Origin of the sequence: Mesorhizobium sp. M0140, from assembly GCF_040322475.1 — a bacterium.
GTDB lineage: Bacteria > Pseudomonadota > Alphaproteobacteria > Rhizobiales > Rhizobiaceae > Mesorhizobium.
Genome location: NZ_JAMYTM010000002.1, coordinates 57301 through 72630, shown reverse-complemented (window position 1 = coordinate 72630; position 15330 = coordinate 57301). Strand labels below are relative to the sequence as shown.

At 64.2% G+C, this 15330-nt stretch carries 14 protein-coding genes; 6 read left to right on the top strand and 8 right to left on the bottom strand.

Going from position 1 to position 15330, the window contains the following annotated elements; all coding sequences use genetic code 11:
* Positions 1 to 256 precede the first annotated feature (256 nt).
* Together NKJ37_RS02360 and NKJ37_RS02355 are read left to right on the top strand one after the other, a co-directional pair.
* Positions 257 to 823, top strand: coding sequence for an invasion associated locus B family protein (locus tag NKJ37_RS02360; RefSeq protein WP_352772469.1), 567 nt, complete (start codon positions 257 to 259; stop codon positions 821 to 823).
* 67 nt (positions 824 to 890) lie between these two features.
* Complete coding sequence (locus tag NKJ37_RS02355; protein ID WP_023810875.1) at positions 891 to 2135, top strand: M24 family metallopeptidase; 1245 nt, start codon at positions 891 to 893, stop codon at positions 2133 to 2135.
* 281 nt (positions 2136 to 2416) lie between these two features.
* Here the strand turns inward: NKJ37_RS02355 and NKJ37_RS02350 are convergent, their stop codons facing one another.
* The 5 genes from NKJ37_RS02350 to NKJ37_RS02330 all read right to left on the bottom strand — a co-directional run bounded on the left by NKJ37_RS02350 (position 2417) and on the right by NKJ37_RS02330 (position 8260).
* Positions 2417 to 3853, bottom strand: a complete 1437-nt coding sequence (locus NKJ37_RS02350) for an amidase (protein ID WP_023814187.1) — start codon at positions 3851 to 3853, stop codon at positions 2417 to 2419.
* A gap of 321 nt (positions 3854 to 4174) precedes the next feature.
* On the bottom strand, positions 4175 to 5266 hold the full coding sequence (locus NKJ37_RS02345) for a Gfo/Idh/MocA family protein (RefSeq protein ID WP_128306114.1): 1092 nt from the start codon (positions 5264 to 5266) through the stop codon (positions 4175 to 4177).
* A gap of 75 nt (positions 5267 to 5341) precedes the next feature.
* Positions 5342 to 6505, bottom strand: coding sequence for an ABC transporter substrate-binding protein (locus NKJ37_RS02340; protein WP_128305961.1), 1164 nt, complete (start codon positions 6503 to 6505; stop codon positions 5342 to 5344).
* Between the two features lie 70 nt (positions 6506 to 6575).
* A complete protein-coding gene (locus NKJ37_RS02335) occupies positions 6576 to 7436 on the bottom strand; it encodes an ABC transporter permease (protein ID WP_128305960.1) in 861 nt (286 codons plus the stop codon).
* On the bottom strand, positions 7433 to 8260 hold the full coding sequence (locus NKJ37_RS02330) for an ABC transporter ATP-binding protein (protein ID WP_352772465.1): 828 nt from the start codon (positions 8258 to 8260) through the stop codon (positions 7433 to 7435). The genes NKJ37_RS02335 and NKJ37_RS02330 overlap by 4 nt, the downstream gene beginning before the upstream one ends.
* Before the next feature lie 336 nt (positions 8261 to 8596).
* Here NKJ37_RS02330 and NKJ37_RS02325 point away from each other — a divergent pair, with 336 nt between their 5' ends.
* On the top strand, positions 8597 to 9541 hold the full coding sequence (locus NKJ37_RS02325) for a MurR/RpiR family transcriptional regulator (RefSeq protein ID WP_128305959.1): 945 nt from the start codon (positions 8597 to 8599) through the stop codon (positions 9539 to 9541).
* A gap of 116 nt (positions 9542 to 9657) precedes the next feature.
* Entirely contained in the window at positions 9658 to 11472 is a 1815-nt protein-coding gene (locus tag NKJ37_RS02320) for an NAD(P)-binding domain-containing protein (RefSeq protein ID WP_352772462.1), read from the top strand.
* A 234-nt stretch (positions 11473 to 11706) separates the two neighbouring features.
* On the opposite strand, the gene NKJ37_RS02315 is transcribed toward NKJ37_RS02320, so the two are convergent.
* Both NKJ37_RS02315 and NKJ37_RS02310 read right to left on the bottom strand, forming a co-directional pair.
* Complete coding sequence (locus NKJ37_RS02315) at positions 11707 to 12939, bottom strand: amidohydrolase/deacetylase family metallohydrolase (protein WP_352442370.1); 1233 nt, start codon at positions 12937 to 12939, stop codon at positions 11707 to 11709.
* 30 nt (positions 12940 to 12969) lie between these two features.
* On the bottom strand, positions 12970 to 13335 hold the full coding sequence (locus tag NKJ37_RS02310; RefSeq protein ID WP_352612550.1) for a RidA family protein: 366 nt from the start codon (positions 13333 to 13335) through the stop codon (positions 12970 to 12972).
* Between the two features lie 221 nt (positions 13336 to 13556).
* Here NKJ37_RS02310 and NKJ37_RS02305 point away from each other — a divergent pair, with 221 nt between their 5' ends.
* Positions 13557 to 14042, top strand: coding sequence for a hypothetical protein (locus tag NKJ37_RS02305; protein ID WP_352442369.1), 486 nt, complete (start codon positions 13557 to 13559; stop codon positions 14040 to 14042).
* 12 nt (positions 14043 to 14054) lie between these two features.
* Here NKJ37_RS02305 and NKJ37_RS02300 read toward each other — a convergent pair whose 3' ends face one another.
* On the bottom strand, positions 14055 to 14198 hold the full coding sequence (locus NKJ37_RS02300) for a hypothetical protein (protein WP_352442368.1): 144 nt from the start codon (positions 14196 to 14198) through the stop codon (positions 14055 to 14057).
* Positions 14199 to 14308: 110 nt separating this feature from the next.
* On the opposite strand from NKJ37_RS02300, the gene NKJ37_RS02295 reads away from it, so the two are divergent.
* Positions 14309 to 15100 (top strand): COG4705 family protein, encoded by a 792-nt coding sequence (locus NKJ37_RS02295; RefSeq protein ID WP_352723092.1) that lies wholly within the window; start codon positions 14309 to 14311, stop codon positions 15098 to 15100.
* The last annotated feature ends 230 nt before the right edge of the window (positions 15101 to 15330 follow it).

Below are 15330 nucleotides of genomic sequence, written 5' to 3'. Positions count from 1 at the left end.
CCTGGCGAGTCCTTCGGGGACTACACGCGCCCCGTGTAAATCCTTAATCGAATTCTATTGTATAGCGAGTCTCGGGCGCTCCGATTTCTGAAAGCCCCCTGTAAAATTGTTCGCTGTATCCGAAAGGTCACAGTAATTTCGCCGGCTTTCTTGCCTCCGGTCGAGCTTTCGAAACAGTCGCGGGTGTTGTATCAAGCCGTGCTCGGGAGAATACCGGGCGCGGTGAGGAAACATGCAAGACGTCCGGCAAAATAACATGACAGCTACTTTAGCGAAGTCTAATTTACTTGGCGTGGCCGCGGGGCTGACCGCCCTGTGGCTTGGTCTGGCCGCCGGCCCAGCCCTTGCCGAAGATGCCAAGCCGGCCCAGCCAAAGCCGGCTGAAAGCAATGCAAAACCGGCCGATGCCAATCCATGGGCAGTGAACTGCTCCAGCGGTTCGGCGACCAGCGAGCTTCAGTGCCAGGTTTCGCAGAACCTGACCGAGGCCAAGACCGGGCAGCGCGTGCTGACCGTGACCGTGCGCCGCGACAACGGCAATGGCAGCCTCGCCATGCTGCTTGCCCTGCCACACGGCCTGTTCCTGCCGTCCGGCGCCTCCTTCCAGATCGACCAGGGCCAGAAGACGACGATTGCCATCCAGACCAGCGACCAGAACGGCGCTTATGCCGCCACGCCGCTGTCGGCGGATCTCATCAAGGCAATGAAGTCCGGCACCAATCTGAACATCGGCATGGAATCGGTCACCCGCAAGCCGGTCACCATCCCGATATCGCTGGCTGGCTTCACGGCCGCCGTCGCCAAGCTGGAATCGATCAAGTAGCTGCTGTCAGCGGCTTGATTGTCGATGCGCGGAGTGCTTCGTTGCCGCTTCGAACAGTGGGGAAATCATGACAGGCTTTGTCGATCGCAGGCGCGCGGCGCAACTGATGAAGCGCGCGGGCATCGCGGCGCTGGTGCTGTGCGCACCCGAGGCCTTCCACTATGCGACCGGCGCCTCGATCGGCCCGGCGGGACTGTTCCGGCGCGCCGGCGCCGGCTTCGTCGTCATCCCGGCCCGCCAAGGCCTGCCGATCGGCGTGGTGGTGGCGGATTTCAATGCGGGACAGTTGCAACTGGCTCTGCCCGACGCCGTCATCCGCAGCCACCCGATCTGGATCGAATTCGCCACGTTTGACGCCTCGAGGCCAGCGCAAGGGCTGGCGCGGCGCATAGTGGCCGGCTTTGGCTCGTCCGGCTGGACGCCTGCCATTACCCGGCCCGCTACATTCGAGTTGGCCAATTCCGTCCATGAGCTGAAGCAGATCCTGACCGGGTTCGGTCTCGAGCGCGCAACGATCGGCGTCGATCTCGATTTTGTTCCCGCCGCTGATTTCGCTGCCATGCAGGCGCTGCTGCCGGGCTGCACGATGGTCGACGGCTCGGCGGTGCTCGACAGGCTGCGGGCCGTCAAGTCGCCGCGCGAGATCGATCTGCTGCAGCAAGGCATCATCCTGTCGGAGGCCGGGCTGGAGCGGCTGCAGGTCGATGCCATGGCCGGCATGCGTCAGGCCGATCTCATTGCCCTCTATCGGCAAGGCGTCGCCACGGCCGCGGCCGGCCTGTCCCATCCGGTCGCCACAGCCGAATATGTGACGCTCGGCGCCCGGCTCAAAAGCACCGATGCGAAAGCCATGCCGGGCGATCCGCTGAAGTGCGACATGGTCTGCACGGTCGGCGGCTACGCCTCCGACATGTCGCGCAACTTCACCTTCGGGCCGCCATCCGCCGAGCAGGCCGAACTGCACGCGATCGCCGAGCGGACCTTTGACGACGGGCTGGCATCCCTTGTTCCGGGAACCACGCTCGCCCAAGTGCATCGCGTCGCCACCGACAGCCTGGCGCGGCAAGGGCTGCGTACCTACCGCCGCGGCCATTTCGGCCATGGCGTCGGCCAGTCCGTCTTCTCAGAGCAATGGCCGTTCATTGCGGCCGACAGCGATGTCGTGATCGAAGCCGGCATGGTGCTGGCCTTCGAAATCCCGCTCTACATAGACCGCCTCGCCAGCTTCAATCTCGAGGACCAGTTCCTGATCACACCGGACGGGCCTGTTGCCATGAATCGTCTGCCGAGACGGTTGGAGAGGATTGGATAGCCGGCTTTGAGTCTGCACGCTGGAGATTGGCCGAAGCCTCCCCACCTTCGTCATCCACGGGCGGAGCAGGAGCGAAGCTCCGTCGCGGAGCCCCGAGGATCCATGCCGTGACCTTGGCCGAGGAATGCAGCGGAGCAGAACTCTTCATCGTAGCGACGCTTTGAAGTCGCGGCATGGATCCTCGGGTCTGCGCTGCGTCGCTGCGCTCCTTGCTCCGCCCGTGGATGACGAAGCGATGGGCGGATTTGGCCAATCTCGAAGCCGCACGCGGTGCCCAGCACCTACCCACTCACCGCCGGCCGCCGCCCCTTCCACGGCATCTCTCGCTCCAACTGTGCCGACGCGGCCAGCACCGTTGCCTCGTCGCCGTAGCGGCCGACGAGCTGCACGCCGATCGGGACGCCGCCTTTCGACCAGCCGAGCGGCAGCGAGATCGCCGGTTGGCCGGAGATGTTGAAGGGGAAGGCAAACACCGAGTCCGCCCATTTGGCGTTGTAGCGATCGATGTCTGTTTCCGACATGTCGTAATAGCCGAACGGGCGCGGCAGCTGCGTCAGGGTCGGGGTGATGAAGAGATCGTAGGCGCCGAGGTCGCCGACGATGTCGCGGCCGACCTGCCTGAGTTGCTCGACATCGGAGATGTGCCTGATGCCGCTGGTCGAGCGGCCGCGCTCGATGATTGCCCAAGTCACCGCCTCGACATCGCCTGGCGTCACCGGCCGCCCCACCACCGTCTCAAGGTAGTCGAACGTCGCCGCCGTCTGCACGCAGGTCATGTTGGTGTAGGTCTTCCACACAGCATTGGCGTCGAGCGGCATGTCATGCTCTTCGACGTGGTGGCCGAGGCGCTCGAGTGCCGCCACGGTCGCCAGCACCGCCGCCTTCACCTCCGCATCGATCGCCGTGCCGTTGGGCGGCGTGACGGAAAAGCCGATGCGCAGCTTCTTTGGCGCTCGCGCCGAGAGGCTGAGCCAGCTGCCATCTGGAACCGGCGGCGTGTAGGGATCGCCGGGCAGCGCGCCGGCAACCGCATCGAGATAGGCCGCGGTGTCGCGCACGGTGCGCGAGCAGCAGAGAAAATAGGCGCCGCCGTACCAATAGTCGCCGAACGGCGCGAGGCTGACACGTCCGCGCGACGGTTTTAAGCCCACAATGCCGCAGCAGGAGGCCGGGATGCGGATCGAGCCGGCGCCATCGCTGGCCTCGGCGATCGGCACCATGCGCGACGCGATGGCCGCGGCAGCGCCGCCGCTCGAGCCGCCGGGCGTGATGCCTTCCTTCCACGGGTTCTTGGTCACACCGTAGAGTTTCGGCTCGGTGGTGATCGACCAGCCATTTTCCGGCGCGTTCGACTTGCCGACCAGCACCAGCCCGGCCGCCTTCATGCGGCGAACGACCTCGGTGTCGAAATCGGCAACGACATCCCTGAGGTAGAAAGAAGAATTGGTGTTCGGCGCCCCGGTCCAGGACGAGGCCAGCTCCTTGAGCAGGAACGGCACACCGGCGAAGGGCGCTGATGTGTCGACCGTTTCGGCCTGCGCCCGCGCCATGTCGTAGAGGCGATGGATGACCGCATTGAGCGCCGGGTTGAGCCGCTCGACCAGCGTGATCGCTGCCTCCACCAGTTCCGCCGGTGAAACCTGGCCGCTGTGCACCAGTCCGGCCAGGTCGAGCGCGTCGGACTCGGCATAGGTTTTCAGCAGACTTTCGGTGACCATGTCTCTCTCCCAATTTTTCAACGTCGTTCGTTGATCTTGCCAACGTTTGGCGCCGCCTCCCGGCACCCTCTGTCGAGAGGGACCAAGGCACTCAAGAAACCTAGCTTTTCGCCCTACGAATACCCCCACCCCTAACCCCTCCCCACAAGGTGGAGGGGGATTCTGTAGGCGCTGAACTCGGCAAATCACAGGCGTTTAACACCGAGGATGAAGAGCGCGGCAGCTTCCCTCCCCCTTGTGGGGAGGGTTAGGGTGGGGGTCCTTCTTCGCCAGAATCCATATGCGACAGCCTCGAATGGGGACGGGGAGACGGGAATTGCGTCAGGCCAGGTCGATGGTCCGCCCGAGCGCGATGCTCTGTTCGGCGGCGAGCACGATGCGCAGGCTGTTGACCGCTGCATCCATCTGCTCGGTCAGGTCGAGATCCTCGCGGATGGCGCGCAGGAAGAAGGCCTGCTCGCGGTCGCAGAGTTCCTGGTGGCCGGGCTCGTCCTCCATGCTGACGATCTCGTCGGGCTTGGAGAAATTCTTGTCGCCATCGACAGCGGCATAGTGGATCTTCAGCGCGTCGGTCTTGGTGTGGCGGTCGATGTCGGCGGAGTTCGACACCTCGGCGGTGTCGGCGGCGCTGCTCGCCTGCTGTCCGGCGACGATCGACACCGCGCCCTTGGGGCCGACCACGTCCTTCACGAAATAGGCCGTCTCGCTCATCATCGGACCCCAGCCGGCTTCGTACCAGCCGACCGAACCGTCATCGAAGGTGACGTGCAGATGGCCGTAATTCTGCTTGTCGGCCTCCGCCCAGAGCTTGGCGCCGATGCCATGCACGCGCACCGGTTTGGCGCCGGTCAGCTGGCACATGACGTCGACATAGTGGACGCCGCAATCGACGATCGGGATCAGCGAATCGATCAGGTTCTTGTGCCAGTGCCAGGCGCTGCCGCTGCTCTGCTGGTTGAGGTTGAGCCGCATCACCAGCGGCTTGCCGAGCGTCTTGCCGACCTCGATGAACTTGATCCATGACGGGTGGACGCGCAAGATATAGCCGAGCACCAGCTTGCGGTTCTTGGCGCGCGCCGCCGCGACAACCTTCTCGGCATCCTCATTGTTGGTGGCGAGCGGCTTTTCCATGAACACATGGCAGTTGGCGGCGATTGCCTTCAGCGCATATTCGGCATGGGTGTTCGGCCAGCTATTGATCGAGACGGCGTCCGGCCTGGTCTCCTTCAGCGCCTGGTCGAAATCCTCGTAGAGTGGGTAGCCGGCTAATTCTCCTGATATCTTCGTGTTGCTCTTGATCGAGCGGCTCATGATGCCTACGATCTGAAAACCGTCGAGCCGGTGATACGCGCTGGCATGCGACGCACCCATATTGCCGAGCCCCACCACCAGCACTTTAACCTTGTCGGACACCGCTACCTCCCACGCTTTCATTCAATGGATTGCGGGCGGCAATCGTGTCGCCGCCCGGTCTTGTCGTCGCCGATCCTACTTGATCGCCGAATCGAACAGATGCGCCTTGATCTTCTCGACGTCGAGCGCGGCGAAGCCTTCCGACAGTTTTGCGCCGTCGGCATCGGCCTTGACCTTGGCCTTGTCGAAATCATTGGCCGGACCGATCAGGTCGTTGGTGCAGACATCCTCGGCCTTCACCGGGGCGGTGATCTGGCCGATCTTGTGGATCTCGTCGAAAAAGCCCTGCCAGCTCGCCATGTCGTGCGAGCCCCAGCCGCCGCGCTTGTCCATGTCGCCACGGAAGACATTGATCTGCTGCAGGATCGAGGTGGTGCCGAGCTCGGGCCCGAGATTCTTGGCCAGCGTCGGGAACTGCTCGAACACCGCTTCGACCGCCGCGCGGGGATTCTGGTAGCCGAATTCGAGGCCCATCGCCCAGCCGCGCAGATACTTTTCCAGCAACGCCTTCTTGTCGGCATCCTCGAGGTCGGCGGCGCGCACGACGAAGGTGTTGGCCGGCAGCTTGGAATTCTGCACGCCGAGCCAGTATTCGAAGTCGAGCCCCTTGGCGATCCATTCGGCACGCAGCCCTTCCCATGCCAAAGCGGCGTCGCCCTGGCCACCGGCAAGGGCGGTGCCCCATGTCGGCCAGCCGGCCTCGACATACTTGACCTTCTTGATGTCGACGCCTTGCGCGGCCAGCAGCGGGTCGGTGATCGACTGCCATGCGGCGGAGCCGAGCAGGATGGTCTTGCCTTCCAGCTTCTTCAGGTCGTTCGACCCCTCGCCCTTGCGGAAGGCGATGCTGAACGTGTCGCGGGCGCCCATGTGGAACACCGACTTCAGCTTCATGCCGTTCTGGATGGCGAAGGAGAACACGCCGGGCGACGGGAAGCCCATATCGGCCTGGCCGACATCAACGAACTTCACCGTCGCGGTGCCGTCCGACGGCCCCGGCTGCATATCGGTGTCCAGCCCATCGAAATAGCCGGCCTTCTTGGCCGCCCAGTAGGGATAGTCGTCGAGCACTTCGAGCGTGCCGCGCGGCGAGATCCAGGTGAATTTGCCGTAAGGCTCGGCTCTCGCCTTCAGGCCCGTGGCGCCGAGCGCCGTGGCCGTCACCAGCCCGGCACCGGTCACCTGCAGGAAGTAGCGGCGGCTGATCCCCGCCGGGTGGATCGAGTTCTCTTTGGTCATGGCATTCCCCTTTTTTGTTTGATGTCAGTCTCTTGCCGCCCGCCTCCCGGGCGCCGTCTTATCCCTGTGTTCAAGCCTCCCAGCTCGCCCATTTCTTGCCGATCAGGAAGAACAGCACGTAGATCAGGATGCCGAGCGTCGACAGGATCAGCACCACGGCGAAGAACTGCGGCATCTGGATCATCGACGAATAGGTGGTCAGCCGGTTGCCGAGGCCGAAGCCGCCGCCGACCATCTCGGCGCCGACCGCGGTGAGCAGGCCGAAAATGGCGCCGATCATCAGCCCGACCAGGATCATCGGCAGCGCCATCGGCGCGCGGATCTTCCAGAATATCTGCAAGGTGCTGGCGCCGTAGGAGCGCGCCAGCGCGATCTTGGCGCTGTCGACGCGGCGAAAGCCTGTCGCCGCATTGATCATCACCATCGGCCCGGCAGCCAGCGCCACCGCGATGATGCGCGGCGTGTAGCCGAAACCGAAGCGCAGGATCAAAAGCGGCACCAGCGCCAGCATCGGCGTGGTGACGAGCAGCAGGATGTAGGGCGCGACGATTTTTTCAGCGAACGGAAACTGGGTGATGACGGCGGCCAGAACGAGGCCGATAACGGCGCCGATCGCAAAGCCGGACACCAGCTCGACCAGCGTGTAGCCGAGATGCGGCGCGATCAGCGGGAACTCGTCGAACAGCGCATAGGCGATCGAGCTCGGCGGCGGCATGATGTAAAGCGGCACGTGGAACAGCCGCAGCGCCAGTTCGATGCCGCCGATGATGATCACCGCCACGGCAAGAATGGCCGCCACCTCCTTGCCCGACTTGATGCCGGGGCCGCTGGCGAAGGCCGACAGATTGGTCAGGCTGACCTCTTGGCCGTCGCCCGACTTGGCACCCGACTTGGACTTCGAAAATTCCGGAATGGCGTCGCCTCCGCTCACGGCCTGATCCTCACGATCTCGGCGCTCGGGCGCTCCGGCGCTTTTGGCCGCGTGCGTTCGCCGACAATGTCCATCTTGATACGGTTGGTGAGGTCGAAGACCTCTTTCGTCGCCATGATCTCCAGCGAGCGTGGCCGGGGAAACGGCACGCGATATTCCTTGGCGACGCGCCCCGGCCGGGCGCTCAGCACCACGACGCGGTCGGAGAGGAAGATCGCTTCCTCGATGGAGTGGGTGATGAAGACGATGGTTGTCTTGGTGTCGAGCCAGATCTCCTCGACCAGCCGGTTCATCTCCTCGCGGGTGAAGCTGTCGAGCGCGCCGAACGGCTCGTCCATCAAAAGCACCGAGGGCTTCAGCGCCAGCGCCCGCACGATCGCCGCACGCTGCTGCATGCCGCCCGACAACTCGCGCGGAAATTTGCCGCCGAAGCCGTCGAGCCCGACCCGGTTGAGCAGATGCGCGATCCACGCCCGGTCCGGCTTCTCGCCCTTGATCTCGAAGGGAAAGCGGATGTTGGCATCGAGATTGCGCCACGGCAGAAGGTTCGCTTCCTGGAAAACGATGCCGATATCGGGATGCGGACCGGTGATGGCCTTGCCGTCGAGCCGGATCTCGCCGCTGGCCAGGCTGTGCAGGCCCGACATCGACCACAAGAGCGTGGTCTTGCCGCAACCGGAAGGACCGACGATCGAGACGATTTCATTGGCGCTGACATCGAGGCTGCAACGGTCCAGCGCCAGCAGGTCGCCGGAGGCCGTGTGATAGATCTTGGTCGCTGCCTGCACGCCAAGTTTCGGCTTTTTTGCATCGCCCGTGTTCATCTGCCCCCCGGGAAGATTGCGCGATGATCCATTGACTCATCCCTGCGAAAATCAGTCTGTAACTATCCTACTTTCCTGTCAAGCACCGGCGATGATAACTGTATCACGAAAATCGGGTGATATACCTATCTGGTTGTTTTAATGGTATTTTCACGCCCTTGAAATGCATGTTGCTTTCCTACATACTTCTGGACCGACACGGACTGGAGAGGAGAGGAGGAAGGTGAGCTTTCCCCAACGACACGCTGCGGTTGCGATGCGGTCGGGCACGTGGAGCCAAGGCGTGCAAACATGCTAAGACGGCAGCCTCGCAACCCAGGGAAAGACCAGGACCCCATGACCGAAGCTGGCAGCCAGGACGAGCCTGTTCCAGACCCCGATACCGAGGGGCGCGATCCTGTCCGGCGCATTCCCGACATCATTTCGCTGGTCAAGGATTCCTACAGCGAATTGCGCCCTGCCGAACGGCGTGTCGCCGACGTCGTGCTCGACGACGTCAAATATGCCGTCGACGCGTCCAACGCCGCCCTTGCCCAGCGCGCCGGGGTCAGCGAACCGACGGTGACCCGGTTCTGCCGCGCCATCGGCTGCGAGGGTGTGCGTGACTTCAAGCTGAAGCTGGCGCAGAGCCTCGTCGTCGGCGCGCTTTATCTGGCCAAGTCGCCCTCCGTCAGCAATGACAATGGCATGCCGTTCTGGAACGCCGTGTTCGGCGAGGCGCGCCGGGCGCTGCAGGAGGCCGAGCGGCAGCTCGACCCGGCGCAGCTGCAGAAAGCCGCCGAGCTGATCGCCAAGGCGCGCCAGGTTACGGTCTTCGGCCTCGGCGGCAGCTCCTCGGCGCTGGCGCAGGAAACCCAATACCGGCTGTTCCGCTACGGCATCACAGTCAGCTCCCAGTGCGACCCCTATCTGATGCGCATGACCGCCTCGACGCTCAAGCCGGGCGATCTGGTGATCGCCATTTCGGCGACGGGACGCACCCGCGAGGTGATCGAGGCCGTCGAGCTCGCCAAGCATTACCGCGCCAACGCGATCGCCGTGACCGCGCCCGACACCGAACTCGCCCGCGCCTGCGACGTCAGGCTGACGGTGGCGGTGCCCGAATACCCCGACACGCTGAAGCCGACGGCCTCGCGCTTCGCCTTCCTGGCGGCGATCGACCTTCTGGCGGTGGCCTCGGCCTACAAGCTCGACGGTTCGGCCCGCGAGACGGTGCGCCGCATCAAATACAACGCCCAGATCCACCGCACCGGCAAGGAGATGGAGCCGCTCGGAGACTAGCTCCCTTCTCCCCGTTCACGGGGAGAAGGTGCCGGCAGGCGGATGAGGGGCGGCGCCGCGTTCGATAATTGAGATTTTTACGCCGTGTGCGGCGTGTTGCAGGAAGAGGGAAAGACATGCTCGAGATAGCCCCATCGAAACAGGCAGCCGCATGGCTCGGGTCCTTTGCCAAGGTACTCGAAGCGGGAGACGCGGCGGCCGCGACGAACCTGTTTGTCGATGACTGCTACTGGCGCGATCTCCTGACCTTCACCTGGAACATCACCACAATGGAAGGCCGCTCGGCGATCGCCGACATGCTGGCGACGACGCTGGCGACGGCCAAGCCGAGCGCGTGGCAACTTACCGGCGAGGCGATCTCGGACGAGGGCATCATCGAGGCCTGGTTCAGCTTCGAAACCGTGGTGGCCAGGGGAGAGGGCATCATGCGGCTTCGCGACGGACGCTGCCGCACGCTGTTCACGGCAATGACAGACCTGAAAGGGTTCGAGGAGCGCAAGGGCGCAGACCGGCCACTCGGCGTGCGCCACAAGGCCGATCCCCAGCGCGAGACCTGGTCGGAGGCGCGGGCGCGCGAGACGCGCGAGCTCGGCACTGATGAACAGCCCTATTGCCTGGTCATCGGCGGCGGCCAGGGCGGCATCATGCTGGGGGCGCGGCTGCGCCAGCTCGGCGTGCCCACCATCGTCATCGAGAAAAATGCGCGGCCGGGCGATTCCTGGCGCAACCGCTACCGCACGCTCGTGCTGCACGATCCGGTCTGGTACGACCATCTGCCCTATATCCCCTTCCCCGAAAACTGGCCGGTGTTCACGCCCAAGGACAAGATGGGCGACTGGCTGGAAATGTACACGCGCGTCATGGAGCTCAATTACTGGGTCGCCACCAAATGCCTCAGCGCGTCCTATGATGAGGCCGAAAAAGTCTGGACCGTGGTGGTCGACCGCGTCGGCCGCCAGATCACACTGAAGCCGAAGCATATCGTCTTCGCCACCGGCGCCTACGGCCCGCCACGGCGGATCGATCTTCCGGGCGCCGACCGGTTCAAGGGCGAATTGCTGCACTCCAGCCAGTATGCCAGCGGCGACAAATTCCGCGGCAGACGCGTCGCCGTCATCGGCGCTGCAAGCTCCGGCCACGATGTCTGCGTCGACCTCTGGGAAAGCGGCGCCGAGGTCACCATGATCCAGCGTTCGCCGACCACAGTGGTCAAATCGAGCACGCTGATGGAAGTCGGCTTCGAGATCTTCTCGGAAGACGCACTGGCGCGCGGCATCACCACCGAGAAAGCCGACATGATCGTAGCCTCGACACCGTTCGCGCTGGTGCCCAAGGGCCAGCGGGCGCTCTACGAGGTGATCAAGGCGCGCGATGCCGCGTTCTACGACCGCCTGCGCGCCGCCGGCTTCGCCCTCGATTTCGGCGACGACGAGACCGGCCTTCTGATGAAGGCCTACCGCACCGGCTCCGGCTACTATATCGATGTCGGCGCTTCCGACCTGATCATCGACGGCAAGATCGGCATCCGCAGCGGCGTCGCCATCAAATCGCTGACCCCGAGCGGCATCCTGTTCGAGGACGGCAGCGAACTCGCCGCCGACGCCATCATCGCCTGCACAGGCTATCAGTCGATGAACGAGACGGTGGCGGCGATCGTCTCACGTGAAGTCGCCGACAAGGTCGGCCCCTGCTGGGGATTGGGCTCTGGCGTCAAGGGCGACCCCGGCCCTTGGCAGGGCGAGCTGCGCAACATGTGGAAGCCGACCGCGCAGGAAGCGCTGTGGTTCCACGGCGGCAATCTGGCGCTGTCGCGCTTCTATTCGAAATATGTGGCGCTGCAGATCAAGGCGCGGATGGAAGGCATTGAGACGCCGGTTTTTGGGGCGGTTAGCAATTCAAGCAACGAGCGTCCTATGGATTCGTCATCCTAGGGCGAAGCAAGGAGCGAAGCGACGCGGCGCAGACCCTAGGATCCATGCCGCGCCATTCGTGCACGCGAAAGCGGACCAGAATCGGCTTTCAATGCACCAACGGCGATGAAGGGCCTATCGAACAACCATCCTGATCCGTCGCATTCTTCGGCAATGGTCACGGCATGGATCCTCGGGTCTGCGCGTCCGCTTCGCTTCCGCTCCGCCTGTGGATGACGAAGTCGCGCAGAACTTTCACTCATGCCGGTGCCCAAAGTGCCTCGCCGCCACCTCGACATGCGTGTGTGACGCCTGCGCCACGAAACGCTCGGTCTCGTTGTGATCAGCCGCCTCGTTCGGCCACCAGGTGCCGCCAATAACGATGCCTTCCGACACCAGCCTCTGGTCGGCGACCAATGACGCGCCGACCGCATCGACAAAGGTGAAGCGGCCCGGGCGCTGCCGGAGCACGGCGACATCGCCGACGGTGCCCACCGCCAGCGTGCCGAGATCAGGCCGCGCGATCGCCCTCGCCGGCGCTTGCGTGGCGGCGCGCAGGACCTCGACCAGCGGCATGCCGAGCGCCAGCAGCTTCGACATGCAGACCAGGATGTCGAAGGCCGGCCCATCGACGCAGTAGAGATGCACGTCGCTCGAGATCACGTCCGGGGCCAGCCCTTCCTCAAGCATGGCGCGGGCGACGGCGAAATCGAACGAGCCCATGCCGTGGCCGATGTCGAAGATGACGCCGCGCTCGCGCGCCAGCCGCATGTCGGGCCGCACCGCGCCGGAGGCGAACACCGGCGCATTGGGAAACGGCCGGAAGCAGTGGGTGAGGATGTCACCCTTGCGCAGGCGCGGCAGCACTTCCGAGCGGCCGGGCGGCGGCTCATCGATATGCGCCATCAGCGGCAGGCCAGCCTGGTCGGCGGCCTCCAGCGCCAGATCCACCGGGGCGATGCCGCTGGTGCCGCCGGCATGCTTGCCGGAGCGGACTTTTACGCCGACCACGACATCGCGGTGTTCACGCACCGCCGCGACCACCTCGCGCGGCTCGCACAGCCTGAGGTCGCTGCACTCGCCGACCGACACTGTCTGCGAGAAGCCGAAAATGCCGGCAAAGGAAATGTTGACATAGGCCAGGATGCGGACCTTCGACCGCTCCATGACATGGCGGCGGAAGCCGAGGAAATTGCCGGCTCCCGCACTGCCCGCATCGATGAAGGTGGTGGTGCCGCTCTTGGCGGCCAGCCGGTCGGCATCGACGCCGAGCGACGTGCCGCCCCAATAGACGTGGCTGTGCAGGTCGACCAGGCCCGGCGTGACGATGCAGCCGCCGGCATCGACGATCTGCGCGGCGCTGGTCACCGGGATATCGGCATCGACAGCGGCAACGCGGCCATTGGCGATGGCGACATCGCGCGGCGCATCGATCCCGGACGCCGGATCGATCAGCCGTCCGCCCTTCAGCAGGAGGTCGAATTGCATTGGGGTAACCTCCGCTTCGTTGCTTTTTGCTCAGAGAGGCCGGTAGGCGACCGCCTCGACCTCGATCTTGATGTCGATCATCAGCCGCGATTCGACCGTGGTGCGGGCCGGCGGGTCTTTGGGGAAGTGCCGGGCATAGACCGCGTTGAAGGCGCCGAAATCGCGCGCATCCTCCAGCCAGACCGTGGTCTTCACCACATCGTCCATGGTGCAGCCGGCCAGCGCCAGCGCGGCCTTGATGTTGGCGAGCACCTGCTCGGTCTGCTCCGTTATGCCGCCCTTGACCACGATGCCATCGCTGCCGACAGGCACTTGCCCCGAGACATAGACGAGATCACAGGCCCGCACGGCTGGCGACAACGGCACATGCGATGTTCCAAAACACTGTTTCGGCAAGGGACAAGCCTCCTCTGATGACAGGACGGGGTGCCATGGCAGCGCCCGCTTCGATCGACACTTACGCCGATCGGGGCGATCCTCATAGGGGGCTTGTTGGAAAGCAACATTCTTCGAAATCCGCGTTGCTTTATTACAAGAGCGCTTGCATCGTACGCGCTGGCGGGCGACTTGGGAGCCGTAACGCACAGACGCATTTGCCAGAGCGGAGACACCCAGCAATGACTTACGACAAGAACCCGTTTCCATCAGGCGATACCGATCGCCACGCGCTCTGGGAAATGCTGGTGCGGCGCGACATCGACGCTTTCATCGGCCAGGACTGGGCCATGGTCGAGGATGATTTCGTCGCCTCGAGCTTCTTCGGCATGCATGCGCATTTCCTCAGCAATGCCGATGCCTGGCGGCTGCAGTTTCCGCGACTGGAGATCTATCGCGACGAGTGGCTGCGCCAGGCGAAGGAGACGGCGGCGACCAAATTCGCCGAGCCGCTGCGCGAGGCGCTGTTTCGCGTCACCAACATGCGCGACATCGATGTCGACGGCGACCGCGCCGTGCTGCACAAGAAATTCGACGGCTCGGTTGCCAAGGCGGACGGCAGCGTCGATCGCTTGAAATGGCAGACGCTGTATTTCTGCAGCAAGGTCGGCGGCAGCTGGAAGATCGCCGGCTTCGTCGGCTACATGCCGCATCCGCTCGGCAGCTAGAACCACCGATCACTAGAGCGCAGGGTGGGTCGGGCCGAACGTGCGGCCCGGCATCGCGCCCGCCATCAGCGCGCCGTTGAGCAGCAATGGCGGATGCAAGGCGCCGCATTCCATCAAACGCACCGCCAGGCATTCCCAATGCCTTTTGCGCGCCATTCTTACGAATTTGTATGCCGCCGGACAGGCCGGTGTGAACTCGTTTGCTTACGATGCGCGGGGTGGATCGCCACCGCCCCGCCGCAACCGTCGACCTCTGGACTTCAGCCATGCTCGCGCCCAACAGGCAACAACCCGCCGCACCGAGCCACAGCAGGGTTCCCGACGTCACCCTCGACTTCTGGCTGGTCAAGCTGATGGCGGTCACCACGGGCGAGACCGCGGCGGATTATCTTGCCGACACACTCGGGCTTGGGCTGACCGCCACCTCGCTGATCATGACCGGCATCCTGACCACGGCCCTCGTCCTGCAGTTTACGCGGAAACGCTATATGCCGTGGGCTTATTGGCCGGCGGTGGTGCTGATCAGCATCGTCGGCACGCTGGTGACGGACAGCCTCGTCGACAGTTTCGGCGTGCGCCTGCAGACGGCAACCATCGCCTTCTCGGTCGCGCTCGCTGCGACATTCGCGGTCTGGTACGCCAGCGAAAGGACGCTGTCGATCCACACCATCTTCACCACCAGGCGCGAGATCTTCTACTGGCTGGCGATCCTGCTGACCTTCGCGCTCGGCACCGCCGCCGGCGATCTCGTCGCCGAAAGCTTCGACATGGGCTACCTCACGACGGGGCTGCTGTTCGGCGGCGTCATCGCGCTGATAGCGCTCGCCTACTGGCTGCTCAGTCTCGACGGCATCCTGGCCTTCTGGCTCGCCTATATCCTGACGCGGCCGCTCGGCGCCTCATTCGGTGACCTGCTGTCGCGGTCGGCCAGGCATGGCGGCCTGGGCTTCGGCACCATCTTCACCAGCCTGCTCTTCCTTGGCTGCATCATCGCCCTCGTCCTGCACATGACCCTGAAGGGCGACGAGGCCGATGAGATCCTCCTGGAATCGGATTGACCTCAGCGTGTGCGTGCGCTGACCAAGTGCAGAGCAGAATGGAAGTTTCCTTCAGTAGCGATCCTTCACACCCCCCTCTGGCCTGCCGGCCATCTCCCCCGCAAGGGGGGAGATTGACTGTACCTCCGCTTTCGCCAATCTCGAATGTTGCAAGAGTTGCAAGAGGGGTGGGGGATCGAAGCTGCCGATCTCCCCCCTTGCTTGCGGGGGAGATGCCCGGAAGGGCAGAG